Below are 26,795 nucleotides of genomic sequence, written 5' to 3'. Positions count from 1 at the left end.
TACGCGCGCAGGCATGGGCGCGATGGCTTGGCGACGGTCAGGGTGCCGTGGAACTGAACCTGGAAACATTATTTGAGGACCAAGCGGCAAGAAGCACGTTTGGTTAGCTAGAATAGATCGAAGCCCGGATTCACACCGGCTTCCTCGTTGTGGACTTGCGTGCGCGTTTCTTTTTGACACCGAGCTTCACGCCGCCGAGATAAAGGCCGCGAGCCACCAGAAACGCATCGGCCCCCAAACTTGCTAACAAGACTTCAGCTTCGGTGTTGAGGCGACTGATCACCTCGTCGAAGGTTATCTTCAAGCCGGTGTCCGAATCCTCCCAAGTCTTCTCGCCGCGCCAGGAGATCCAGAGGACTCCTACACGTCGATACTCCGGCGCCATGTATTGCCCGACCAACTGGAATCGCAGCGCGTCGCTCAGATCCTTGTATGTGTAGCCGTTCTCGCCGATCTTCAATTCAATCGAAGCCTGCAAATTTCCAGGCGCGGTGGAGATCAGTCGGATATCCGTCTCTTTCTCTTCGGCCGTAGCCGACTCCTGAGTGGTGGTGTAGGAGTTCAACGACCGCTGACGGAACTGCGATGCAAGTTCGCGTCGTAGCAGCTTCTCCTCAGTGATCTTCTCCCAGAGTTCACGCGGCGACTCATCCTGGCGAAGCAGGTCATCGACATCATCAAGTCTCGACGCAAGGATCTGAGCCATCTGTGCTCTGCTTCGGGGCGCGACCTCGAAGTTCTCCTCAAACGCAATCACTTCCCGCTCAGTCATCGGCACTGCATCCAGCTCCTGCGCGAGCTTCTCACGTCTAATCGCAATCAACCGGTCGCGGTAGTGCGCCACATCGGGATCATCGGCCAGGCTGAGCTTCAATTTCCAGGCTTCGGTGCCTGGAGCATCCATGAACGAGTTGGAGAGCATGCTGCGCGCATACTCAGCATCGTCGCGAAAACCACTCTCTCGCATGCCCTGTCGGGCGTCGTCGTGCTCGCTACGCACATGGCGATTGGCAAGGCGAACAAATCGTAGGAGAAGTTCGGGCTGCCCGCTGAGTTTAGCGATGTCGATCGCGGCGTGATGGCCAAAGAGCGCGCCAATCCACCGGACAATCTCTGACTTCTTGGCGGGCTCCACGGACTTGCCGAGGCGCTCCAAGGCATCGGCTAGCGCTCTGTGATTGATGCGGGCAAGGATGGGGAGCCAGAGGCCAAGCGTAGGCTCGCTGGCTCCATTCTCGATTGCCGCCAGCGCAGCGGCTTCGAGCATCGCTGTATCGCTGGCCGTGCCGAACTCGAACAAATAGGAGGCCGCATGCTCTATCGTTTTCTGGTCAGGCCCGGAGAGTGGGCCTGCCACCATAGAGTTGTGGACCCAGGCTTGGACGCGGGGCAGGAGTAGTCTCGCCACCACGGGAGCACCACGCTGGACATATTTCAGGAGCATCCCGTGCAGATCATCGCCGCTCCGCAGAGCGTCGTCCAGCTCGCTGCCGATGATGTCATCAACCGCCTTCGGGTGCCGCACTGCCAACTGCTCCACCCAACGCGGCAAGCGGTTCAGTTCGATCAGCGCATATCGACAGGCTAGCTTCGCTTCGTCCGCGGTGAGCTTGTCCGCCCAGAGTGGGTCTTCCGCTTCGGCGTAAATGCCTGCAAGGCCCATGCGCCAGATAACGAGATAAGTGCTCTTCTCGTCTTTCGAGCGCTCTGAACGAACCGTTGGCGTCCTGGTCCGCCAGCTGGCCGCGAACGCCGCCCGGAAGCGATCGGCGATCTCCTTACCGAACATCCGTTCGAGATAGCCGCGGTTCCAACCCGCATGGTCGCTGGCGCCTCGGTCGGTATCCGTTGCGCGCCAGATCTCCCAGATCGTCCTCTCGACGCGCGCGGGAGCGAATACGTCGTCGGGGCGTTCCGCAATCTCACGAAAGCGCAGGCGCCAGTCCGACAGTCCGCGCGCATGCTTGCGGCGGTTGGCTTCTCGGCGCTTCGCATCCCGTTTCATCCAGGCTGGCTCTTCCCGCGGCTCAGAGATGCGCTTGGCGAAAAAGTCCGCCTCTGCTTCAAGTTCCGCATTGCCATTGGCGGCTGATTTCAACTCGCGCGCCCAGGCTTCCGGATCAGGCTTGCCATGCGTGAAGGACTTTGCCGTTTCGAATGCAAGTGCCTGCTCTTCCGCGCTGCGCGCTGGGTCAGAGATTGCTGACAGCACCCACGTCTCATCCTTGACAGGATCGAGCCGGAGCCCGCCGTCGCTATGGACGCGGATCAGGCGTGCTTGCGCATTTCGGTCGCCCTTGGGGTGGTGCTTGTGGGCCATGGCATCCTGCGCCCAGTAGACGCCTGCGCGCACCTCTGGGGATGCGTCGCGAAGGGCTGCGTGGAGCGCCTTGGCATCCTCGTCCGAGTCGTAGTCCCCGCGTGCGAGGAGAAGCGACATCGCAATGTCGCGCATAAGCGTGGCGTCAGTGCGGCCCTCCCGAAGGCGCCGCACGCTACTGGCGAGAAGGGCCGGGACCAAATTTTTCCGGCTCGTGCGAAGCCGGTAATGCTCCTCATGCCAGTGGACCCCGGAAGCGACCAAGTTGGACAGCTCTTGATCGAGAAGATCGACTTGATCCTGGGGAAGATCTGGTTGCTCGGCGACATTGGCCAGATGTGTGGCCTGCCCATAGACGGACTTCTTCTCGGCTGGAAGGACGTTCAGAACGTTTACCAGCTGCCGAACGGTCATCGTCCGCGGGAAGAACTCCAAGATAGCGCGCCGGCGGAGTGGCATCGTCCACCTTTTGTCGGGCGTAGCCATTTCGTCCAGAAGCAATGGGAGGCGCGGGTCTGACAGGCGCGCTAGGGCCATCAGCGCATTGACACGGGTGGGGGGGTGTTCCTTCGGGTTGATCGCGACTGCGTGGGCAATGTCGGCGTTGTCTGTCATGCACCCGGCGCCAACCAGGCCGAGCAGCGTCTCCTTGACCTCAGGATTTTCGATGCAGTTCGACCAGAGGCGGGCGATGTCCGCAGTCAGGTCCTTCGAGGCGAAGCGCTCGACCTGTACCTTCGAGACGGCCTGCCCGCGCCATGTTCCCTTGCCCTGCTGGACAACATAGGCGGCCAGTGCGGCCTGTCGCAGCGGAAGGTCGAGCGACTCAGGATCGCCGTAGTGAAGCAGGAGCGCTGGCTCATGCTTCAACGCCTCATTGCGCACATACTCATTGTCGGCGGCGAGCCACGCCACGACAGATCGCATCGCCGGGCGCACCAGGCGCTCTCCGTCCGGCAGCGTTGCAAACAGCAGTCCCCCTAGCGCGGCATGCGACATGCCCCGGTCGACGAAGCCCTTGATGTGCTCCGCTGCGAGGAACTCAATTACTGATCGGTGGTAAAAGCGCACGCGGCCGTAGTTGGCAAAGCCGAACAGTGCGCGCTGCAACAGGGTGTCAATCTCGTCCCAAGTGAAGTCTCCCAGCACCTTAGACGGATCGATGGATCCATCGCCAGACGCCCGGTCAGCATCATCGCCAAACCAGAGCGCGAACCGCCCCCTCATCAGCATAGCGAACGCGAGCCGGGCGGCAGCCTCCCGCGCACGCGCGCTACTCAGGTCTAGGCGTTCGGCATGCTTGGGGTTCTTCCTAAGCCTGATGTCTATTGCGGAGTGGATCTGATCGCGATGGCGCTGGATGCGGCCGTGCTCCTTCCAGTCGCCACAGAGGGCTAGGAAATCGAGTGGCCTTCACGCGAAGTCATGCGCGTTGCGGACCTCAATCGCCGCAAAAAGCGCGTCGACATCTTTAACCTTGGCTTCTTGCGCCAAGGCGTGCATCTCTTGCCTTCGCAGCGGCGAGAGGGCGACCTCGCGCCACCGAATGGGCCTCTGCTCCTCGCGCTTTCGCGTCTCGACGCGCATTGCAAAGTTAGCGAACTCGGTCTCGGAATCCTCCACGGTCTCGGGCGAGGACAGCGGTAGATGCTTCTCGATGATCTGCCGGTCAATGGCGATCGGGCGCGTGGTGATGACGATCGACGCGCGGTCGAGATGGCCGTGCAACGAGCGCGCGATGGAGCGCACGGCGCGCTCGAACAATCTCGGTGAAAGCTTCGCTTCGTCGATCGAGTCGAGGAAGAAGATTGCGCGCTCGGTATGCGCAGATTTCCAGGCATCGAAGCGCACCCGCTCGTCCGGGTCAAAGCCTTCCTCGATCGAAGCATCGCCAAGAGCGGCAAGTTCGGCGAAGAAAGCGGGGCGACCCTCACCCCAAAGCTGCTCTTGCATCTGCTGGCACTCGTAGGTCTTGCCCATCCCTGCTTCGGACACGATGAGGACCCGATCGGACTCGAGAAGCGTGGGCCAGTCGACCTTGCCGCGACCCGTGAAGCCAGCTAGGAAATCAGCCCTCTCCGGATCGTCACTGTATTCGTTGGGGAGATCGAAGAACGTCCTGAGAATTGCGGAGCGATCCAAAGCCATGACGAAAATAAACCTCGAAGTAGTAGGCGCGCCGTCAAATCTTTGCGCCTTGCGGGTCGAGCTTGCAGGGACCTATCTCAATACTAGAGCCTTGGGGTAGCCTCGCAAATAACCGCAAATAACAGTTCAAATAACAGTTCAAATAACAGTTCAAATAACAGTTCCAGGTCCACTTCTTTACCGTCGCGCCCATACCGCCACGCGGCAGCATGGGCGCGACACGCTGGGATCTAGAACTTGTAGGTCAGCCCCAGGTAAGCCAGCCGGCCTGCGTATCCGCCGCTATAGAAGCGGGCTTGGGTGTCCTCGCCCAGGTGCGAGCGCGACTCCTGCTTGGTGAGGTTCAGCACCGAGGCGGTGAGGCTGAGCGCCGGGGTGATGTTGTACGCCGCGTTCACATCGATCTGGTAGTACGGCTCCTCAAAGACGTTCAACCCGTTGACCAGGCCTTGCACCAGCTCGCCGCGACGGTTGTACGAGGCGCGCAGCAGCAGGCTATCGGCTTCGTAGAACACGGTGAGGTTGGTCTGGTTCCTGGCGCTGCCCGGCATGGACGTCTTGCCGGCTTCGGTGCCGTCTTCCAGCCGCACCGCCGCCTTGCTGGCATCGTTGTAGGTGTAGTTGACCTGCACGCCGAGGCCAAACGGCAGCGTGTGCTGCGCGTAGAGCTCCACACCTTGCGAGACCGCGTCCTGGCCGCCGGCCTGGGTGCTGTAGTTCTGCACGGTGACCGGTTGCCCGTCGACCATCATGTTGACGTCGCTGATCACGTCGACCGCGAAGTTCTCCACGTTCTTGCGGAACAGCCCCACACCCGCCACCGAACCCGGGTGGAAATACCATTCCAGCCCCAGGTCGAACTGGTTGGCCTTGTACGGCTCCAGGTTCTTGTTGCTGCCCGAGCCGTACCAGCCCTGCTCGCTGGCACCGCCGGTCAGGCGCCGGTCGGCCACGTACTCGGGGCTGTAGAACTCCAGGCTGCCAGGCGCGGCGATGTCGTTGTAGCTGGGACGCGCAATCACCTTCGCGGCTGCCGCGCGCAGCAGCAGGTTCTCGGTCAGGTCGTAGGCCAGGTTGAAACTCGGCAGCACGTCGGTGTAGTTGCGATCCAGCCCGCTGATTACGAACGACTCGGTGCGCTGCACGCTGTCGGACAAACGCCAGTAGCCTTCGGTCCCGCAATAGGTGTCGGCCGGGGCGCCGCTGGGCATGGCAGCGCCCTGCTGGCAGGCCAGCGGACTGCCGTCGGCGCCGTCGAAGAAATAGTCGTTGTAGGCGGTCACCTTGTCGGTGGAATCGGCACGCTGGCCGGTGCGCGCTACCCGCACGCCGACGTTGCCACGCAGCCGCTCGGTGTGGAAGTTGAGCTGCAGGTAGGTGGAATAGATCTCTTCGTCGACGTTGTAGACGAAGTTGTCTTCGCTGCGGGTCTGCATCGCGCCGTAGGTTTGGTTCAAGTAGCCGATGTAGCCCGGGAAGTTGATCGCCGGGAACGCGCTGGCGTTGACGCCACCGGCCAGGTTGTCCTGCGCGAACAGTAGGCCCGGCGAGAACTGCGTGGCGATGGCATTGCAGCGCCCGTTCCAGTAGCGGTTGTCGTAGTCGCCCGGATCGGTGCCCGGGCACACCCAGTAGTTGTTGCCGGTACTGCGGTGAATGCCGCCGTCGCGACGCTTGAGGCCGAACTGCAGCGAGTCGAAGACCTCGCCGTCGAAATGCCAGGTGGTATCGATCTGCGCGTACTGCTGCTGATTGGTATTGCGGGTCCAGGACGAGCCGGTCGAGCCCAGGTCGACCTGCAGGATGCCGTTGCGCAGGTTCTGCATCAGCTCCGGCGAGAAGGTCATGCTCGGTGTGCCAGTCAGGTCCCAGGCGCTGGCGAAGTTGCCGTTGGTCCAGCTGCCGTCGGCGTTCTGCAGGCGCGGCTTGATTGGCAGGGAGAACTGCAGCTCCGGCCCGCCCTTGGCCCAGGTGCGGCCAGCCTTGAACGACACGTCCACCTGCTCGCCACGCCATTCGCCGCCCAGGTCCACCGTCTGCGACTGCGATTTCTCGATGTTGTAGCTGCCGGTGATCTGCGGCGTCGGCACCGTGCAGTCGTCCGAGCCCCAGCCGCCCGGAGGCAGGCCGGCCGCGGCAGCCTGCGCCTCGCTGCAGTAATAGGTCTTGCCCGGACGCAGGCTGTAGGCGGCGCCAGTGACAATCGTGCCGCTGGGATCGAACTGCAGCCCGTCGAGCAGACGGCCACCGCGCCAGTTGCCGTCGCCGTTAAAGCGGGCAATGTTCCACTCGGGGATCTTGATGGTGTTGGTCTGCGAGTTCTGCGACAGGTCGAAGCGGAAGTAGTTCGCGGTCAGGGTCAGGTCGTCGGTTGGCTTGAACTGCAAGGTCAGCTGCCCACCCTTGCGCTCGCGCTCCTCGCGTTTGGCATCCAGGCTGACCGCCGTCGGCATCATGAAACCGGTGGAGTAATTGCCGTTCTGGTTCCAGAAACCGGTGCCGCCCCACCAGTTGGCATTGAAGTCCGACGGATTTCCGTTTACGTCGACCGCCGGGCCGACTTCGTCGCGTCCGTACCACTGCCAGCTCTCGGTACTGGCATTGAGCGTGCGTGCGGTGCGCTTCTGCTGCGTGTAGCCAACGAAGACACCGAAGCGGTTGTCCTTGTCGTGCCACGAGTACGAACCGGAGAACTGGCCGTCGGTCTTCTTGCTGGTATCGGACCAGGTGCCCTCGGCGGAGACGAAGCCGGAATGTGCTTCCAGTTCCAGCGGGCGCCGCGTCTGCAGGATCACCGTGCCGCCGATGCCGCCTTCGTCGATGCGTGCTTCCGGGGTCTTGTACAACTCCGCGCTGCCCAGCAGGTTCGACGGCAGCAGCGTGTAGTTGAACGAGCGCGTCGGGTCGCCGTTGGACTCGGCGGTGGCGATGTAGTTGCCGTTCAATTCGGTCAGCACCAGCTCCGAGGACAGACCGCGCACGCTGACGTTCTTGCCTTCGCCGCCGTCGCGGCTAATGACCACGCCGGGCACGCGCTGCAGCGCATCGGCCACGTTCTTGTCGGGGAACTTGCCCACGTCCTCGGCGGTGATCACATCGACCACGGCGTTGGCGTTGCGCTTCTGCTCCAGGCTTTTTTCGATCGCGTAGCGGTAGCCGGTCACCGTCACAGCGTCCAGCTCCGTGGCCTGCACCTCGGCCTGGCCTGTGGGCGCCGGCGTGCCGTCGGCCTGCTGGGCGGAGACGGTGGCGGAGGCGGCGCTCGCGAACAAGGCGATGGCGATACCGGCGGACAGCGTGCTGCGGTTGCGTGCAAATGGCATGCAGTTCATTTCGATCATGTTCTCCCAGTAGTGATCGGCTTCGGCGGCTTTGTATCGATCCAACGATCGGACAAGAACACCGCGCCAGTGACGCAAAAATATCCGGCGCCGTTGCGGCGACCCGGTTTCCCTCCTCTTCTCTCCCCTTCTGCGCGGATGCGATTAGATCGTTCTAATGCAACGGAAAGCTAAGTATCACAGCCCATGCGCCAGCGCATTCTGCCTCGCAGCAGGCCGCAGCAATACAAGCGCCACGATGCGCGGTCGGGCTCGCCACGCTTGCATGCAGCACGGCACGGCACAGCCTGCTTGCCGCAGCAGCTTCATCGCGACCCGCAACACGCCCTCGCCCGAAACCAGGCGCAAGCGGTTTACCGAAGCGCCTGCACGCTCCTCATCACTGCAACCGAGCTCAGCAAAAAAGCAGGCTCGACATGCGTGTTGGCATACTCCAGGACCTGGCCACCCCACGCCGCCTGGCTGCCGTCGCCATCGCACAGATGTGCCGCGACGGCGACTCACACAGGATGTCTGTGAAGCTGGAAGAGACGATTCCCGGCCGCGCTGGCGCCCTCACCGAAGCCTACAATCGACAGTCCGCGCCTGGACGTACCCTCACCCCAACCCCTCTCCCGCAGGAGAGGGGCTTGAGTGCCTCGTCGGTCGTGTCTTCCATGTCCGCCGCGGTAACGCAAGGGCTGACCTGAGGCGCCACCGAGTTCATCGAGACCTTTTACGACCGAGGAACCGGTCCCCGGCCGCGCTACCGCTCTCAGCGCAGTTGGCAATTCGAAGACCCATACCCCAGAACGACAAGTTTCTGGCGCGCCAACCAGCCACATCTATCAAGTCCGCCGCGCCTGGGCCGATACCGCTTCCATGGACAGACTGAGCATTATCGGACTGGTGCTGGCGATCGTGGCGATCGTGGGCGGCAGCGTGTTGAAAGGCGCCGGCATTTCGTCGCTGTGGTCGCCGGCTGCCTTCCTCATCGTGATCGTGGGCACCGTGGCGGCGATCCTGCTGCATACCTCCCCGGCGGTTTTCCGGCGCGCGTTCAAGATCCTGCGCTGGGTGATCCAGCCGCCGTCCAGCGATCGCCCGCAGCTGCTGGCGCGTATCGTGGAATGGAGCAACATCGCGCGTCGTCAGGGCCTGCTGGGCCTGGAAGATCAGCTGCCGCGCCAGAGCGATGCCTTCCTGCGCAAGGGCCTGCAGATGCTGGTCGACGGCGTGGAACCCGAATCCATGCGGCATATGCTGGAAATCGAAGTCGATAACCAGGAGCGTCAGGATCTTGCCGCGGCCAAGGTATTCGAGGGCATGGGCATCTATGCGCCCACGCTGGGCATCATCGGCGCAGTGCTCGGCCTGATGGCGGTGATGAAGAATCTGGCCGACCCGGCCATGCTCGGCCACGGCATCGCGGCGGCGTTTACCGCCACCATTTACGGCATTGCCTCGGCCAATCTGCTGTTTCTGCCGGTGGCGGCCAAGCTCAAGAGCGTGATCCATTGCAGCACCAACGAGCGCGAAATGGCGATCGAAGGGCTGATTGCGATCGCTCAGGGCGAGAACCCGCGCAACATCGAGTCGAAATTGGCAGGCTACTTGCATTAGAGCTTGCTATGGCCCGTCGTCGCAAACACCACGAAGAACATGGCAACCACGAAGCGTGGGCGATTCCGTACGCCGACCTGATGACCTTGCTGCTCGCGTTTTTTGTGGTGATGTACGCCATCTCCTCGCTCAACGAGGGCAAATACAAGGTCATGGCGCAGGCGCTGACCAGCGCGTTCGGCGGCTCGTCCACCAACGCCAGCCCGGTGCAACTGGGCAAGACCCAGAGCCTGGGCGCCGATTACGACCGCCCGTCGGTGATCAAGGCCGGCGCGCCGATGGCCGCCTCCAACGGCCCCACCGACCCCACCCTGCTGCCGTCGATGGCCGCGCAAATGCGCATGCCGGTGTCGTTGCGTAATCAGACGCAGCTGGCGCGTGCGCAGCGGCAGATGGACGCGGTTGCCGAACAGCTGAGCAAGACGCTGTCGCCGCTGATCGACAAGAAACTCATCACCATCCGCCGCAACGATCTGTGGATCGAAGTGGAGATCAACAGCGACATCCTGTTCGGTACCGGCTCGGCCACCCTGGCCGGCGGCGCCCGCGGAACGCTGTCCACGTTGGCGTCGGTGCTGCGCGATGCGCCAAACGGCGTGCGCGTGGAGGGCTACACCGACAACCAGCCCATCGCCACCCTGCAGTTCCCCTCCAATTGGGAGCTGTCGGCGGCGCGTGCGGCCAGCGTGGTGCACCTGTTTGCCGACGACGGCATCGCCCCGCAACGATTGGCGATGGTGGGCTATGGAGAATTCCGCGCACGTGCCGATAACACAACCGAGGCGGGACGGAATGCGAACCGGCGTGTGGTGTTGATCATCCTCGCTGACTCAGCTGGCTCACTCGCACCCGATCCGCCATCGCAGTTGCACGCGACCGCCGCCGGGGCGCCAAAGCTTCCCAAGTCAGACGGCGGCCAAACGGCCGTCACCACCGAAAGCGGCACAAGTTCCGTCCCCGCCGTAATTGAAGGAGTGCAGTGAGATGCGTATCTGGGCAATCGCCAACCAAAAGGGCGGCGTAGGCAAGACCACCACGACGCTGGCGCTGGGTCGCGGCTTGGCCGCGCTCGGCCATCGGGTGTTGTTGATCGACCTCGACCCGCACTCCTCGCTCACCCGCGCGTTCGGCGTGGCGGTCGACCCGCCGCCGCGCGGGGTACTGGACCTGTTCGGCACCCCGCCGAGCGATCTGGCCAGCCTGGCGCACGAAAGCAGCATCCCCGGCCTGTCGTATGTGTGCGCGCAAGCCGCACTGGCCACGCTGGAGCGCCGTAGCGCCAATCAACCCGGCCTGGGCCTGGCATTGCAGAACGCAATGACCCGCCACGCCGGTCAACACGATTACATCCTGCTCGACTGCCCGCCTACGCTCGGCCTGCTGATGATCAACGCGCTGGCCGCCTGCGACCGCGTGGTGGTGCCGACCCAGGCCGAGCCGCTCGCATTGCATGGCCTGGCCAGCATGGTGCGCACCGCCGACATGGTGCAGCGTTCGCGTCGCCGCGAGCTGCCGGTGTCGATCCTGCCGACCTTGTTCGATCGCCGCACCCGCGCCGGCAACGAAACGCTCAAAGAAATGCAGACCACCTACGGACCGGTGGTGTGGGAAGACGCCGTTCCGATGGACACCCGTATTTGCAATGCCGCCGCACTGACCGTCCCCGCCACCGGCGCCGATTATCAGGGCCGCGGCCTGTCCGCCTATCGCCGCGCGCTGGAATGGGTGCTGGCCGATGACGTGATGCGTATGGAGCAAGCCGCATGAGCAACCACACCGCCAACGGTGAGCTGGACGATTATCTGGAAGGCTTGCTGCACGATGCCGGTGTGGAGATGCCCGCCGCCGTCGCGAGCACGCCTGCCGCTGCAACCCTGGCCGCTGCGCCCGCTGCCGCGCTTGCCACGATCGAAGAGACCGACGTCGCTGTCGCCGAAGCGCCGGTTGCCTTTGCCGCAACGCCGGAAGTCATCGCCGCCGATCTGCTGGCCGACCTGCGCTCGGACCCGGCACTCGGTGCGCCCGTGATCGCCGCACCGAGTGCTGCCGATATCGCCGCCGATTTCCTGGCCGAGATGGATGCCGACCCGGCGTTCGGACCGCCCGTGGTCGCCGCACCGAGTGCTGCCGATATCGCCGCCGATTTCCTGGCCGAGATGGACGCCGACCCGGCATTCGGGCCGCCCGTGGTCGCCGCACCGAGCGCTGCCGACATCGCCGCCGATTTCCTGGCCGAGATGGATGCCGACCCGGCGTTCGGACCGCCCGTGGTCGCCGCACCGAGTGCTGCCGACATCGCTGCCGACATCGCTGCCGATTTCCTGGCCGAGATGGATGCCGACCCGGCATTCGCCACGGCCGCGCCTAGCCCGTTCATGAGCACGGCCGATCTGATGGCCGAAATGGACGCCGATCCCGCCTTCGGGACCGCATCCTCTGCGGTAGATCTGCTGACTGCCGATCTGCTGGCAGAAATGGATGCGGACCCGGCGTTCGGGCTTGAAGCCACACCGGTCGCCGTGCCGGCACCCGCACCGCGTGCAGCACCGCCACGCGCCGCACCGGCACCGGTGTATCCGCAAGGCCTGCAGGCATTGCTTGCGCCTGGTCAGGCCGACAAGATCCATGCCGAGCGCCGCGCCAGCGAACGCAGCACCCGCTGGCTACGCCTGCGCTGCGGCGAACAAACGTATGCGCTGGAATTGCTCAAGGTGCAGGAAGTGGTCTTGCCGGTGCCGCTGTTGCCGCTACGCGGCACCGCCAGCGCCATGCTCGGCATCATGAATCTGCGTGGCCAGGTGGTGCCGGTGATCGACCTGGGCATCCATCTGGGCTCGTCGCCGGTAGACATGGACCTGCACACCCGCGTGGTGGTGCTGGAAGAAAACGGCGAAACCATGGGCCTGCGTGTATCGGCCGTGGAAGACGTCACCAGCCTCACCGATCACCAGATCGAGCCGCCGGACAACGCACGCCTGTGCCGTATTTCCAACAACCTGTTCCGCGGTGTCGCCCGCCTGGGCCATCAACCGATGATCCTGCTCGATGCCACGCACCTGCTGCATTAACGCAGGGCTTGCACAATCTGGCGTGTCGCCGATTCACCGTTAAAGCTTTTCCGCCTTCCGCCGTTAGTACGCATAGAACCAGCCGTTCGGAGCAACAATGAGCACAGTGACATTGGGTGAGGATCTCGGCATCGAGACCAGCGCCGACCTCAAGCAGAAGCTTGCCGAATTCCTAACCCAGGGCGGCGACCTGGTGCTTGATGCCGGTGAAGTCCGCCGTATCCACACCGCCAGCGTGCAGTTGCTCTGCGCCTTTGTGCAAACCCGCCGCCAGGCCGGTCTGCACACCGAATTCGATGGCTGCAACGACACCTTTAGAGATGCGGCACGTCTGCTCGGCGTCACCGACGCACTGGGACTTTCCGCATCCAATGACAACCTGAAATCTGTGGAGAACGCCGCATGAGCGCACGTATCTTGGTGGTGGACGATTCGGCGTCAATGCGCCAGATGGTCTCTTTCGCCCTCACCTCCGCCGGCTTTGCCGTCGAAGAAGCCGAAGACGGCGCCGTTGCGCTGGGCCGCGCGAAGGGCCAGCGCTTCAATGCGGTGGTCACCGACGTGAACATGCCCAACATGGACGGCATCTCGCTGATTCGCGAGCTGCGCCAGCTGCCGGACTACAAGTTCACTCCGATGCTGATGCTCACCACCGAATCGGCGGCCGACAAGAAGTCCGAAGGCAAGGCCGCCGGTGCCACCGGTTGGCTGGTCAAGCCGTTCAATCCAGAACAGCTGATCGCCACCGTGCAGAAAGTTCTCGGTTAATCCTTACTCGCTTCACCATCGGATCTCACGCCCATGAGCATGGACCTGCAACGTTTCCACGCCACCTTTTTCGAGGAAAGCCGTGAAGGGCTCGACGCGATGGAGGCCGGGCTGTTGTCCCTTGAAGAGGGCAACCGCGACCCGGAAATCATCAACTCGGTGTTCCGCGCCGCACACTCCATCAAGGGTGGTGCAGCCACTTTCGGGTTCGAGGCCGTCGCCGGCCTGACCCACGTGCTGGAGACGCTGCTGGACGAGTTGCGCTCCAACAAGCGCCAGCTCGAACCCAATGCGGTCGATGCCATGCTCGGTTCGGTCGATGTGCTGCGCGCCCTGCTGCGCGAAGCCGAACACGGCACTCCCGCCGACCCGGCCGCGGTCAAGGCCGTGCATACGCGCTTGAACGCGGTGCTGGCCGGCGAAGCGCCGGCCGCCGTGGTGGTCGCCAAGCCGAAGGAAGAAGAACCCGAAGCCTGGCATATCGGTTTCACCCCGGCGCCATCGCTGTTCATGAGCGGCAACGATCCGCTGCGCATCATCCGCGAGCTGGAGCATCTTGGCCCGCTGCAGATTGCCGCCCGTCTGGAGCGCATGCCGGGCTTTGAAAGCATCGACCCGCTGGAAGCCTACCTGGCGTGGGATCTGGGCCTGATCGGCAAGATTCCGCGCAGCAAGATCGAAGACACCTTCGCCTGGGTGGTGGACGATTGCGAGCTGGACATCCGCCCGATGGCGGTACCCGGCCCGCCGCCGAGCCTGGCGGTAGACACCGCAGCGCCAGTGGCGGCCGTTGCACCGGCCGCTGCTGCAGCCGCTGAGCCTGCCGCTGCTGCTGCGACGCCGGCCAAGGCCGCCGCCGCAGAAGCCGAAAGCTCCATCCGCGTCAGCGTCGACAAGGTCGATGCATTGATCAACCTGGTCGGCGAGTTGGTGATTACGCAGGCCATGCTCAAGCAGGTCTCCACCGGTCTGGACCCGGCGCATGCCGAACAGCTGTTCGCCGGTCTGGATCTGCTCGAGCGCAATACCCGCGATCTGCAGGAAGCGGTCATTGGCGTGCGCATGCTGCCCGTCGATGCGGTATTCCGCCGCTTCCCGCGCCTGGTGCGCGACCTGTCCAGCCGTCTCGGCAAGCAGGTGCGTCTACGCACCATTGGCGAAAGCACCGAACTGGATAAGGGCTTGATCGAAAAGATCGCCGACCCGCTCGTGCATCTGGTGCGCAACTCGATCGACCATGGTCTGGAAATGCCCGATGCGCGCCGCGCCTCCGGCAAGGACGAAACCGGCACGATCACCTTGGCGGCCTCGCATCAGGGTGGCCACATCGTGATCGAAGTCAGCGACGACGGCCGTGGCCTCAATCGCGCCAAGATCCTGGAAAAAGCGGCCGAACGCGGCATCGCCGTGCCGGACAACCCGACCGATTCGCAGGTGTGGGACCTGATCTTCGCACCGGGCTTCTCCACCGCCGATGCGGTCACCGATCTCTCCGGTCGTGGCGTGGGCATGGACGTGGTCCGCCGCAACATCCAGGGCTTGGGTGGCGAAGTGCAGCTGGAAAGCAGCGCCGGCAGCGGTACCCGCGTGCTGATCCGTCTGCCGCTGACCCTTGCCATTCTGGACGGCATGACCGTCTCGGTGGCCGGCGAAACGCTGATCCTGCCGCTGTCCTACGTGCTCGAAGCGCTGCAGCCGGCCGCCGAAGATGTCCGCTCGATGGCAGGCGAAGGCCGGGTGCTGCGGGTGCGTGGCGAGTATCTGCCGATTCTCTCGCTCACCAATTACTACGGATTCGGCGGGCAACAGTCCTCGAAGGAACCGCTGGTGGTGGTGGTCGAAGGCGACGGCCAGAAGATCGCGCTGGAAGTGGACGAACTGCTCGGCCAGCAACAGGTTGTCGTCAAGAACATCGAAAACAACTACCGCCGCATTCCTGGCGTCTCTGGCGCCACCATCCTGGGCGATGGCCGTGTGTCGCTGATCGTGGATATCGGCGGACTGGTGCGCTCGTTGAAGGTGCCGCAGGCAGCGTAAGGCAACATACCGCGGCACGGATGCCGCGGCGCAACGCTCTTAACGCGATCGATGAGCGATCGGGGTTGGAGAGATCGCCGGCAGTATGGGGGCTGCCGGCATCAGCAATACCCGTCCGGCCCGACACGACCGACGGAAAATCTGGCCCTTCGTCCGGATCGTTCGACTCAGCCATCATCTCGCGCGCCCGCATCTTGCCGGCCGCCCGTGCGGCCAGTCGCTCTCTGCAATATGAGATGACCGCTATGAACTGGTTTCGCAATCTTGCCGTCGCGCGCAAGTTGGCCGTGGCGTTTTCGTTTACCGCACTGATCACCGTAAGCCTTGGCGCGTTCGCATTGGTGCGCATGCAATCCAGCGCGCAGCTATTGCGCGACATCGGTAATGTCTGGGCGCCGGCGGTGCAGCAGTTGAGCGAAATGCGCGCCCTGCTCGGCGAATTCCGCACCTACGAACTGGCCCAGCTGGCACATGCCGACGACCCGAAGGCAGTGCAGAATTATTTCGAGCGTATGGACAAGGCGCGCGCCGACATCGATGTCGCACAAAGCGCTTACGCCAAGACCACCACGCCCGGCAAAGAGGCCGAGCTGTACGACGCGGTCAAGCTGAAACTGGCTGATTACTACAAGGCCAACGCTGCGCTCAGCGCCGCCATACGCGCAGATGATCTGGCCACCGCCAATACCGTATCCGACGAGCAATCACGTCCGGCGCGACGCGAACTGTTTGCCAAACTCGTTGAGCTGACCAAGTTCAACAGCGCGCACATGACCAGCGAAATCGCAAAAGCCGAAGCGACCTACCAGCACTCGGTGCAGGTGATGATCGCGGCGATGACGCTGGTGGTGTTGCTGGCCGCCTTCGCCGGCTGGTTCATCGCACGCAGCATTGCTGGCCCGCTCGGTCGCGCCACCCGCGTGGCCGGCGCCATTGCGCAGGGCAAACTGGACAACACCATCCAGGTCGATAGCCGCGACGAGGCCGGTCAGTTGCTGCACAGCATGCAAGGCATGCAGCGCCAGCTGCAGGCCGTGCTGGCCGCGCAATCGGACATGGCGCAACGCCACGACGCCGGCCAGATTAGCTACCGCATGGACGCAGACGCATTTCCTGGCGACTACGGCACCATGGTGCGCGATACCAACGCGCTGGTCGGCTCGCATATCGCGGTAAAGATGCAGCTGGCGCAGATCATGTCGCGCTATGCCGTCGGCGATCTGAGCCAGGACATGCAACGGCTGCCCGGCGAAAAGGCCGTGCTCACCGACACCATGGACACGGTCAAGGCCAACCTGTCGGCGATGAACAGCGAGATCAAGATGCTGGCGCAGGCCGCCGCCAATGGCGACTTCAGCGTGCGCGGCGATGCGCAGCGCTTCCAGTACGACTTCCACGCGATGGTGGCGAGCCTCAACACCTTGATGGCCACCTCCGACACCAACCTGCGCGCGTTGTCGGGGGTGTTGCAGGCGATTGCAGCCGGCGACCTGACAGCGCAGATGCACGGCGAGTTCAATGGCGTGTTCGCGCAGATGCGCGACGATGCCAATGCCACCACCGAGCAGTTGTCTGGCATCGTCGGGCGGATTCAGCACGCCACCGTGTCGATCAATGCCGCGGCCAGCGAGATTGCCGCCGGCAACCAGGATCTGTCGCAGCGTACCGAACAACAAGCGGCCAACCTGGAAGAAACCGCCGCCTCGATGGAGGAGCTCACCTCCACCGTCAAGCAGAACGCCGAGCATGCGCGTCAGGCCAATCAGCTTGCCATCGGCGCAGCGACGGTGGCCTCGCAAGGCGGCGATGTGGTCGCGCAGGTGGTCACCACCATGTCCGGCATCGAGGTGTCGTCGAAGAAGATCGCCGAGATCATCAGCGTCATCGACGGCATCGCCTTCCAGACCAATATCCTGGCCTTGAACGCGGCAGTGGAAGCGGCGCGTGCCGGAGAACAGGGCCGTGGTTTCGCCGTGGTTGCTTCCGAAGTGCGCACATTGGCGCAGCGCTCTGCCGGTGCCGCAAAAGAGATCAAGCACTTGATCGACGACTCGGTCGGCAAGGTCGCCGAAGGCTCGCTGCTGGTGGACCAGGCCGGCAAGACCATGGCCGACATCGTGGCCAGCGTGCAGCGCGTCACCGACATCATGGGCGAGATCTCTGCAGCATCGCAGGAGCAATCCAGCGGCATCGAGCAGGTCAACCTCACTGTGACGCAGATGGACGAAGCCACCCAGCAGAATGCCGCGCTGGTGGAAGAAGCCACCGCTGCCGCACGGTCGATGGAAGAACAGGCCGGCCAGCTGTCCGACGCCGTAGCGATCTTCAAGCTGCAGCCCACCGCTGTGGTGACGATGGCACCGGCGCGCCCCTCCCCGACAGCGCGCAAGCCGCTCAAAACGCCTGTGGCCAAGCGCGCTGCCGCCACCGCCGCACCGGCGAGCAAAACGAAAACCGTGGCACGCCCTACCCTGGCAGCCGCCTCCGGTGGGGACACCAGCTGGCACGAGTTCTGAGGTCTTGCGCGACATCGGCTGCGGTTACGCGGCCTACACCACCAAGCCCTGGCAGCGATGCCGGGGCTTGTGCGTTTCTGAGGGCATGCAGGAAGCCGCTTGTGGTCGCGCGCCTCCAGTAGCAGCACACGATGCCGCCCTGGGAAACCACGTAGCCCACAGCGCTCAGCACCGCGCAATAGAAGGCTTGCAATGGTTTGCAAACCACAGTGCCTGTGTCATCGCCTTGCACGCGCCAGCGGCACTACGCATCGCGCCAATGCGTCGTGCTGGCGTCGACCGCGCTGAACGCAAGCGTGCCAAGCGAGCCCGAGTGGCTTAAGAAACCTGGCGAGCGAACGCTACCGGTGTACCTCTTTCCCACCCTCCCTTAGAGAATCACCATGAAATTCCTGCACTCCCTGACCGTCGGGCGACGCCTGGCGTTGGCATTCGCGTTGCTGATCGTTTTGTTGGCCGGCTCCACCACCCTGGCGCTGTACGAGTTCAAGACCGTCAAAAACCAGGTCTCGATCATCATCGAGGTCAACAATCGCAAGGCCGCGCTGCTCAACCAGATGCGCGAAAGCAACATGCTCGGCGAGCGCTACATGCGCGACTTCATGCTGGCCGCACCGCAACAACTGCCCGCCGTCGATGCACAGCTCAAGGAAAATCGCGCGCATTACGCACAACTGTGGGCCGCGCTGCAGCAGCTGCCGACCAACACCGACGGCATGCGCGCGCGCCAGGCCATCCAGGACAGCCTCACCGCTGCCCGTGCCACCAACAACCGCCTGCTCGGCATGGTGCGCGATGGCAATCTCGGCGGCGCCAAGCAGCTGTTGAATGGCGAAGCGCAGCCCTTGCTGGAACGCCGCTCCAAGGCGATCGCCGCGGCGGTGGAATTGCAGAACCAGCAGAACGCCGCCGGTGCAGACACGATCCTGAGCAGCGTGGCGCTGGCCAATCGCGCCTTGATCGCCTTCGGCCTGTTGTCGGCCGGCCTGGCCGCTGCACTGGCGTGGCTGATTTCGCGCAGCCTGGTGCGCCCCTTGCAACAGGCCACGCAGGTGGCCGAGGCGATCGCGCACGGCAAGCTGGATAATCCGATCGGCCCGCAGCCGCGCGACGAGCCTGGTCAATTGTTGACCAGCATGCGCGGCATGCAGGATCAGCTCAAAGCCGTGGCCGCTGCGCAGCAGGACATGGCGCGCCGGCACGACGCTGGCCAGATCAGCTTCCGCATGGATCAGGCGGCGTTTCCCGGCGAATACGGCAGCATGGTGCGCGACACCAATGCACTGGTCGCATCGCATATCGAAGTAAAGATGAAGCTGGCGCAGATCATGTCGCGCTATGCCATCGGCGACCTGAGTCAGGATATGGACCGCTTGCCCGGCGAGAAGGCCGTGCTCACCGACACCATGGATGCGGTCAAGCGCAATCTCTCGGCAATGAATAGCGAGATCCAGTTGCTTGCGCAGGCCGCCGCCAATGGCGACTTCAGCGTGCGTGGCGATACGCAGCGGTTTCAGCATGATTTTCTGGCGATGGTGGAAAGCCTCAACCAGTTGATGGCGACCGCCGACGGCAATCTGGGTGCGTTGTCCAAGGTGCTGCAGGCCATTGCCGCCGGCGACCTGACCGAGCGCATGCACGGCCAGTTCCATGGCGTGTTTGCGCAGATGCGTGACAACGCCAATGCCACCACCGCGCAGTTGTCCGGCATCGTCGGGCGTATCCAGCTGGCTACCACCTCGATCAACACCGCTGCCGGCGAAATCGCTGCCGGCAACAACGACCTGTCGCAGCGCACCGAACAACAAGCCGCCAATCTGGAAGAAACCGCCGCGTCGATGGAGGAGCTCACCTCCACCGTCAAGCAGAACGCCGAAGGTGCACGCCAAGCCAATCAACTCGCCATCGGTGCCGCCAACGTGGCCTCGCAAGGTGGCGAAGTGGTCAGCAAGGTCGTTGCGACCATGGCCGATATCCAGGCCTCGTCGAAAAAGATTGCCGACATCATCAGCGTCATCGACGGTATCGCGTTCCAGACTAATATCCTGGCCTTGAATGCGGCAGTGGAAGCGGCGCGTGCCGGCGACCAGGGCCGCGGTTTTGCGGTGGTGGCCAGCGAAGTGCGCACCCTGGCGCAACGCTCGGCCGGTGCCGCGAAAGAGATCAAGGACCTGATCGACGACTCGGTGAGCAAGGTCGCCGAAGGTTCGCGGCTGGTGGACCAGGCCGGCACCACCATGACCGAGGTCGTGGCCAGCGTGCAGCGCGTCACCGACATCATGGGCGAGATCTCCGCCGCCTCGCAGGAGCAGTCAGCCGGCATCGAGCAGGTCAACCTCACCGTCACGCAGATGGACCAGGCCACTCAGCAGAACGCCGCGCTGGTGGAAGAAGCCACCGCCGCCGCACGGGCGATGGAAGAGCAAGCCGGCCAGTTGTCCGATGCGGTGGCGATCTTCAAACTCCACCCCGGCCAGACGCAGCCGGCAACGGCGACCCGCTCTGCCCCGCAGCGGCTGGCACCCGTCGCCTCGACGGGTGCGCCCCGCCACCTTGGATCTGCGAAAGCGAAGCCTGCGACCAAACCCGCGGTGGCCTCGCGCCCGGCCCTGGCGACGACCGCCGACAGCCAGGCGAACTGGCGCGAGTTTTAAGCGCACGGCTCTCGCCCACCTCCCACCACAAGATAGATTCGGGTGAGGGTGCGACTCAGCGTCACCGCGCCAATCGTCCCCCATCCGCCTCACCCAAAGCCCCAGAACGCCCCGGCCAACCACCGGGGCGTTCTGCTACCCGGACGCTACAAACCCGCATCATCGGGCGCTTCACCACACCAACGATTCACCCGCCTGCGCTGCCGTTGGTCGAAAGGTGATCAAGCGCAAGCTTCTGCGGCCGATACACACAGCAATGAGGGCGGAAGCGCCCGCGCCATGTCGAAGGATGTCCGCATGCACACCGCCAATTCCATCCGCTCTGCCCGCAACATGCTGGGCGCCGCATTCGCCGTCGCCGTGCTGGCAGCGGGCGTGTCGTTGCCGCCCTCATTTGCTGCACCGGCCGCACCGGTCTCCGTGCTGCTGGACAGCGTGCCGGTGAGCGCACTGCAGTCGCTTGCCATCGATCTGGTGCAATTGCGCGACGACCAACGTGCACAGCTCGCCGCCGCGCACGATGCGGCCCGCGTGCAGGCCTATGACGAGCGCATGGGCAACCTGCGTCAACGCATCGCCCGGCATGCCGGCTATTTCCAGGCCACTGCGCCGCAGGGTGAGCAGGCGCGCCAGTTTGCAGTGGTGCAGCAGCAGCTGGGCCAGTACCTGGCGCAACAGCGTCTGGCCAATCGCGCCCTGCATGCTGGTGACCTGTACCAAGCGCAAGCCTTGTCGCTTGGCCAGCCCGGCGATACCCACCAGATACTCTGGACCGAGCTGCAGAACCTGCAGGCTTCGGTGGCCAAGGTCGGCACGCCGCAGCACCGCTAAGCGCATTCCGGCGTGCGCCGATCGGCCGCAGTACGGCCACCGCCATTCCCTCTACAACACGCTGTACCGCTTCACGTGATCTGCCTTGCAGCGGATCGTGCGCGCCGTGCGGTGCCTGCATGTTTCGGTGTGTAGGCGTCAACAGATGGCGCTGTCGCGACGCAGGCGATGGCGTGTCGGCCAGATGTCGGTGCCTTGCACGCCGTGCCGGAGCAATTGACGTCACGCAATGCTCAACATTTCTATTACCGGGTCGCTATTTGACTTATCCCGGTCACAATCCTCTCGCTGGATACCTGTCATGACGTTCAAGAGCTCGCTCGCAAAGACGTTGGCCAATGTGCCGCTCAAGCGCAAATTCTTCGCCCAAACCGCGCTCGTTGCATTGGGCATCATCATCCTTGCCGTCATCGCGGCACGCATGCAGTACGTCGATCTCACCGATACGCGTCGCGACGGGCTCAAGAGCCAGATCGAAATGGCGATGGCGGTGGTCAACGGCTACGCCGAGCGCGCCGACAAGGGCGAGATGGACGTGGCCACTGCAAAGAGCAGAGCGCTGTCCACCTTGTCCACCATGCGCGCACGCGGTGGCGTGGACTACATCTACGTCACCGACCAGGCGCCGGTGATGCTGATGCATCCCACCCGCCCGGACCTCAATGGCAAGCCCCTGACCGATGTGCTCAGCCCGGACGGCAAGCGTATTTTTCCGGCGTTCGTGACCGCCGCGCAGGCTGGCGGCGGCTATGTCGATTACACCTGGGCCAAGCCCGGGCAGAAGGACCCGGTACAGAAGACCTCGTATGCGGCGCTTTACAAGCCGTGGGGCTGGGTAATCGGCACCGGTGTGTATCTGGACGACACCCAGTCGCAGGCGCTGGCGTTTACCGGCATCGTGACCCTGGCCGGTGGCGTGCTGATGCTGCTCAACCTGCTGGTCGGCTGGATGATCGGCAACTCGATCCTGGAGCCGGTCTCGCGTGCATTGGCGGCGATCAAGGGCGTCGCACGTGGCGACCTGAGCGTGCGCACTGCCGAACATGGCAACGATGAAATCGGCCAGATGCTCAAGGCCACCGACGACATGGTGCACACCCTGGAGCGCTTCTCCGCGCAGACCAAGGTAATGATGCACATGCATGCCGGCGACGACGTCACCCACCGCATGCCGACCGATTTCCCCGGCGTCTATGGCGAGCTGGCCTCCGGCATCAACACCATGCTCTTCGAGCACCTGGATGCCATCGTCGATGCCATCGGCATCCTCAACGAATACGCACAGGGCGACCTGTCGCGCGATGCGGTCCGCCTGCCCGGCACGCGTGCGGTACTGCACGAAGCAGTCGACGCGGCCAAGGCCAGCCTGCTGGCCATCAACACCGAGATCAAGCGCCTGGCGCAGGCAGCGGCCAGCGGCGATTTCAGCCAGCGTGGCGATGCAACGCGCTTCGAGCACGATTCGGCGCGCATGATCAACGACCTCAACGCGATGATGGAAGTCAGCGACCGCAACCTGGGCAAGCTGTCCGAGCTGCTGGCCGCATTGGCCGAAGGCGACCTCACCGCGCGCATGGACGGCGAGTTCCACGGCGTGTTCGCACGTATGCGGGACGATGCCAACACCACGGCCACGCAGCTGGCCGGCATCGTCGGGCGCATCCAGCAGGCGGCCGGTTCGATCACCGGCTCGGCCAGCGAAATCGCCGCCGGCAACAACGATCTGTCGCAGCGCACCGAGCAACAGGCCGCCAATCTGGAAGAAACCGCCGCCTCGATGGAAGAGCTCACCTCGACCGTCAAACAGAATGCTGAAAGCGCGCGTCAGGCCAACCAGTTGGCGATCGGCGCGGCCAGCGTCGCATCGCAGGGCGGCCAGGTGGTGAGCCAGGTGGTGGACACCATGTCCGGCATCCAGACCTCGTCCAAGAAAATCGCCGAGATCATCAGTGTCATCGACGGCATCGCGTTCCAGACCAACATCCTGGCATTGAACGCGGCGGTGGAAGCGGCGCGTGCCGGCGAGCAAGGCCGCGGCTTCGCGGTGGTCGCCTCCGAGGTGCGCACGCTCGCACAGCGCTCGGCCGGTGCGGCGAAAGAGATCAAGCATCTGATCGACGACTCGGTCGGCAAGGTGGCGCAGGGGTCGGCACTGGTGGATCAGGCCGGCAAGACCATGGCCGATATCGTGTCCTCGGTGCAGCGCGTGACCGACATCATGAGCGAGATCTCCGCCGCCTCGCAGGAACAGTCGGCCGGCATCGAACAGGTCAATCTCACCATCACCCAGATGGACGAGAGCACCCAGCAGAACGCCGCACTGGTGGAAGAAGCCACCGCTGCCGCCAACGCGATGCAGCAGCAGGCACAGCAGCTGGACGATGCGGTGTCGACGTTCCGGGTGGTTGCTGTATCCGCTACTCAGCATGGCAATGCAGGCGTGCGCGCACCCAAGCGCGTGGCGTTGGCGGCTTACTGATAGCGGCCGGCAACACGTCGCACGTGGCTGTCAGACCGGTAGGGCGCGGAGGAAAGTGGTGTCGGGGGGTACATGCCGATTCCGAACATCGTCCGCGCCCGCCTGACCGCCGCGCTCCTGATGGTCTTGATCGCGCTACCTGCTAATTCGCGTCAGCGGGTTCCTCCCCTCCCTTTGCAGCCACGCCCATGACCTCGCTTTCCACGCACTCACGTTTCGGCGGCCGCCTTGCGTACCGCCTGATGTTCGGCACCGCGGTCATCGCCTCGCTGTGCTTCGGCCTGACCGCTGCCATCACCTATTGGCAAAGCAGTCGTGCACTGAGTGCGTCTGCCCAGGCCACGATGCAGAATGCCGCGCGCTATCAGGCCGAGCAGATCGGCAGCGAACTGGGTCAGGCACTGACCACCGGCCAATCGCTGGCCACCAGCTTGCTGGTGCAACGCGCCAATGGCGGCATCAGCCGCGATACGGCGGCTGCGGTAATACACGACCAGCTGCAGGATCACCCGGAGTGGGTGGGCATGGGCACGCTGTGGGAAGCGCAGGCCTTCGATGGCAAGGACAGCGACTTTGCCAACGCCAAGGGCCACGACGCCACCGGCCGGTTCATGACGTACTGGGGCCGCGATGGCCAGACGCTGGTGCGTGAGCCGCTCACCGATTACGAAACCCCGGGCCTTGGCGACTGGAATCTCAAGCCGCGTGCCCTGCTACGACAAACCGTTGCCGAACCCTACGACTACAAGATTGGCGGCAAGACGGTGCTGATGACCACCTTGTCCACGCCGATCCTGCAGGACGGCAAGTATCTGGGTGCGGTGACCGTGGACGTGGCACTGGCTGCGTTGCAGCAGCGCCTGGGTGCATTGCGCCCGATGGACAATGGATATGTCGAACTGCTGTCGCCCGCCGGCGTGGTGTTGTCATCGCGCGATACCGCGCGCATCGGCAAGCCGCTCACCGACGCGCGCCACCGCGCCATGCTCGATGCGATCAAGGACGGCAAGGATTCGGTGGATTTCACTCCCGATGCCGACGGCACGGTGAGTGCGTATGTGCCGCTGCAGATCGGCAAGGCACAGGAGCGTTTTGCGCTGGGCGTGGTGGTGCCGTATGCGGCCATCATGCAACAGGCGCATCACCTGCTGTGGACGATCCTGCTGGTGGGCCTGGGCTCGGCGGTGGTGCTCAGCGGTGCGTTGTTCCTGCTGCTGCGTCGCCAGGTGGTGCGCCCGTTGGAATCGGCAGTGGGCGTGGCCGATGCGATCGCATCGGGCAAACTCGACAACCATATCGTCATTCAACGCAGGGACGAAGTGGGCCGGTTGATGGGCGCCATGCAGCGCATGCAGGACGACCTGCGTGCGCGGATCGAACGCGACACCGCCATCGCCAACGAAAACCTGCGCATCCGCACCGCGCTGGAACACTCCGAGATGGAAGTGTTGCTGGCCGACGAACAACACAACGCAGTGTTCATTACCGAGGCGCTGCACACCTCGTTCAAGCACGGCGAGCCGGCTTTCCATGCCAAGGGCCAGACCGGCTTCAGCGCCGACGCGGTGGTCGGCAAGCCGCTGGACTACGTGTTCGGTACCGACAGCGAGGGCAAGGCGCGTGCGCAGCAGCTGCAGCAATTGCAGTCCACCACGTCGGAGCGCTACAGCTTCGGCCCTGTGACGCTGGATCTGACCATGACCCCGCTGTACGCGGCCGATGGTCATCGCAGCGGCAGCATGCTGTTGTGGCGCAATGTCAGCACCGAAGTCAGCACGCAGAAGGAAGTGGCGGCGCTGGTGCAATCGGCGTTGATGGGCGATTTCGGCCAGCGTCTGGCGCTGGACGACAAGCACGGGTTCTATCTGGAATTCGGCCGCCAGCTCAACGGCTTGCTGGAAACCACCTCGCAAGGCCTGGAGCGTATTTCCAGCCTGCTCAGCGCGCTGGCCGAGGGCGACCTCACCGTGCGCATGGATGGGCAGTTTGCCGGCGTATTCGCACGCATGCGCGATGACGCCAACGCCACCGTGGCGCAGCTCACCGGCATTGTCTCCGGCATCCAGACCTCGGCCACGCAGATCAATGCGGCTGCCAGCGAGATCGCCGCCGGCAATAACGATCTGTCGCAGCGCACCGAACAGCAGGCGGCCAATCTGGAAGAAACCGCCGCCTCGATGGAGGAGCTCACCTCCACCGTCAAGCAGAATGCCGAACACGCGCGCCAGGCCAACCAGCTGGCGATCGGCGCCGCCGATGTCGCTTCGCATGGCGGCGCGGTGGTGGCGCAGGTGGTCACCACCATGTCCGGTATCGAAACCTCGTCCAAGAAGATTGCCGAGATCATCAGTGTCATCGATGGCATCGCCTTCCAGACCAATATCCTGGCGTTGAACGCGGCAGTGGAAGCGGCGCGTGCCGGTGAGCAAGGCCGCGGGTTTGCCGTGGTGGCCTCGGAAGTGCGCACGTTGGCACAGCGCTCTGCCGGCGCCGCCAAGGAAATCAAACACCTGATCGACGACTCGGTGAGCAAGGTGGCGCAAGGCTCCTCGCTGGTGCATCAGGCTGGCACCACCATGAGCGAAATCGTGGCCAGCGTGCAGCGCGTCACCGACATCATGGGCGAGATCTCGGCGGCATCGCAGGAACAATCCAGCGGCATCGAGCAGGTCAATCTCACCGTGACGCAGATGGACGAAGCCACCCAGCAGAACGCCGCGCTGGTGGAAGAAGCCACCGCCGCCGCGCGTGCGATGGAAGAACAGGCCGGGCAGCTCACCGAAGCGGTCGCCGTGTTCAAACTCAGCCAGGTGGCCGCACCCGCAAGCGCTGCGTTTGCCGCCAAGCCGGTTATCCGCGCCCTGCCCTCGTCCAAGCGCGCATCCACCGGCAGCACGCGCATGGCCGCACCTGCGCGCCAGTCGGGCAAGCCATCGGCCAACCCGGCCGGCAACGATAGCCAGTGGCAGGATTTCTAAAAGCAGCTCACAAAAACACCGTGCTCACCGCCAGGTGGGCGCGGCCGGTGTTC

Annotated in this window: 16 protein-coding genes; 13 read left to right on the top strand and 3 right to left on the bottom strand. The window is 64.0% G+C overall.

What is annotated here, in order from left to right; translation table 11 throughout:
• Positions 1-130: 130 nt before the first annotated feature.
• The 3 genes from ACZZ0O_RS16205 to ACZZ0O_RS16195 all read right to left on the bottom strand — a co-directional run bounded on the left by ACZZ0O_RS16205 (position 131) and on the right by ACZZ0O_RS16195 (position 7,854).
• Positions 131-3,547 carry a hypothetical protein gene (locus tag ACZZ0O_RS16205; RefSeq protein ID WP_463591272.1) on the bottom strand — a complete coding sequence of 1,139 codons (3,417 nt, stop codon included), beginning with the start codon at positions 3,545-3,547 and terminating at the stop codon, positions 131-133.
• Positions 3,548-3,733: 186 nt separating this feature from the next.
• Positions 3,734-4,468 carry a hypothetical protein gene (locus ACZZ0O_RS16200; protein WP_463591271.1) on the bottom strand — a complete coding sequence of 245 codons (735 nt, stop codon included), beginning with the start codon at positions 4,466-4,468 and terminating at the stop codon, positions 3,734-3,736.
• A gap of 230 nt (positions 4,469-4,698) precedes the next feature.
• The gene (locus ACZZ0O_RS16195) at positions 4,699-7,854 is read right to left on the bottom strand and encodes a TonB-dependent receptor (protein WP_463591270.1); all 3,156 of its coding nucleotides are present in this window, start codon (positions 7,852-7,854) and stop codon (positions 4,699-4,701) included.
• Between the two features lie 141 nt (positions 7,855-7,995).
• Here ACZZ0O_RS16195 and ACZZ0O_RS16190 point away from each other — a divergent pair, with 141 nt between their 5' ends.
• The 13 genes from ACZZ0O_RS16190 (at position 7,996) to ACZZ0O_RS16130 (ending at position 26,742) form a co-directional block, all read left to right on the top strand.
• On the top strand, positions 7,996-8,328 hold the full coding sequence (locus tag ACZZ0O_RS16190) for a phytanoyl-CoA dioxygenase family protein (RefSeq protein ID WP_463591269.1): 333 nt from the start codon (positions 7,996-7,998) through the stop codon (positions 8,326-8,328).
• 342 nt (positions 8,329-8,670) lie between these two features.
• Entirely contained in the window at positions 8,671-9,411 is a 741-nt protein-coding gene (locus tag ACZZ0O_RS16185; protein WP_115512904.1) for a flagellar motor protein, read from the top strand.
• Between the two features lie 8 nt (positions 9,412-9,419).
• Positions 9,420-10,394, top strand: a complete 975-nt coding sequence (motD, locus tag ACZZ0O_RS16180; protein ID WP_055846606.1) for a flagellar motor protein MotD — start codon at positions 9,420-9,422, stop codon at positions 10,392-10,394.
• 1 nt (position 10,395) lies between these two features.
• Positions 10,396-11,178 carry a ParA family protein gene (locus ACZZ0O_RS16175; RefSeq protein ID WP_115527716.1) on the top strand — a complete coding sequence of 261 codons (783 nt, stop codon included), beginning with the start codon at positions 10,396-10,398 and terminating at the stop codon, positions 11,176-11,178.
• Positions 11,175-12,479: a chemotaxis protein CheW gene (locus ACZZ0O_RS16170; protein ID WP_463591268.1), complete on the top strand. Its 1,305-nt coding sequence runs from the start codon at positions 11,175-11,177 to the stop codon at positions 12,477-12,479. The genes ACZZ0O_RS16175 and ACZZ0O_RS16170 overlap by 4 nt, the downstream gene beginning before the upstream one ends.
• 97 nt (positions 12,480-12,576) lie before the next feature.
• Positions 12,577-12,885 carry an STAS domain-containing protein gene (locus ACZZ0O_RS16165; RefSeq protein ID WP_055846598.1) on the top strand — a complete coding sequence of 103 codons (309 nt, stop codon included), beginning with the start codon at positions 12,577-12,579 and terminating at the stop codon, positions 12,883-12,885.
• Positions 12,882-13,247, top strand: a complete 366-nt coding sequence (locus ACZZ0O_RS16160) for a response regulator (RefSeq protein WP_002806565.1) — start codon at positions 12,882-12,884, stop codon at positions 13,245-13,247. Before ACZZ0O_RS16165 ends, ACZZ0O_RS16160 begins: the two co-directional genes overlap by 4 nt.
• A 33-nt stretch (positions 13,248-13,280) precedes the next feature.
• Positions 13,281-15,284 (top strand): chemotaxis protein CheA, encoded by a 2,004-nt coding sequence (locus ACZZ0O_RS16155; RefSeq protein WP_463602846.1) that lies wholly within the window; start codon positions 13,281-13,283, stop codon positions 15,282-15,284.
• A gap of 245 nt (positions 15,285-15,529) precedes the next feature.
• Complete coding sequence (locus ACZZ0O_RS16150) at positions 15,530-17,800, top strand: methyl-accepting chemotaxis protein (RefSeq protein WP_463591267.1); 2,271 nt, start codon at positions 15,530-15,532, stop codon at positions 17,798-17,800.
• A 383-nt stretch (positions 17,801-18,183) separates the two neighbouring features.
• A complete protein-coding gene (locus tag ACZZ0O_RS16145; protein WP_463591266.1) occupies positions 18,184-20,454 on the top strand; it encodes a methyl-accepting chemotaxis protein in 2,271 nt (756 codons plus the stop codon).
• 297 nt (positions 20,455-20,751) lie between these two features.
• On the top strand, positions 20,752-21,285 hold the full coding sequence (locus ACZZ0O_RS16140) for a hypothetical protein (protein WP_115514501.1): 534 nt from the start codon (positions 20,752-20,754) through the stop codon (positions 21,283-21,285).
• A gap of 301 nt (positions 21,286-21,586) precedes the next feature.
• The gene (locus tag ACZZ0O_RS16135) at positions 21,587-23,764 is read left to right on the top strand and encodes a methyl-accepting chemotaxis protein (protein ID WP_463591265.1); all 2,178 of its coding nucleotides are present in this window, start codon (positions 21,587-21,589) and stop codon (positions 23,762-23,764) included.
• 188 nt (positions 23,765-23,952) lie between these two features.
• Positions 23,953-26,742 carry a methyl-accepting chemotaxis protein gene (locus ACZZ0O_RS16130; RefSeq protein WP_463591264.1) on the top strand — a complete coding sequence of 930 codons (2,790 nt, stop codon included), beginning with the start codon at positions 23,953-23,955 and terminating at the stop codon, positions 26,740-26,742.
• The last annotated feature ends 53 nt before the right edge of the window (positions 26,743-26,795 follow it).

The organism is Xanthomonas sp. AC360, assembly GCF_979258225.1.
This window is presented reverse-complemented; position numbering and strand designations above follow the sequence as displayed.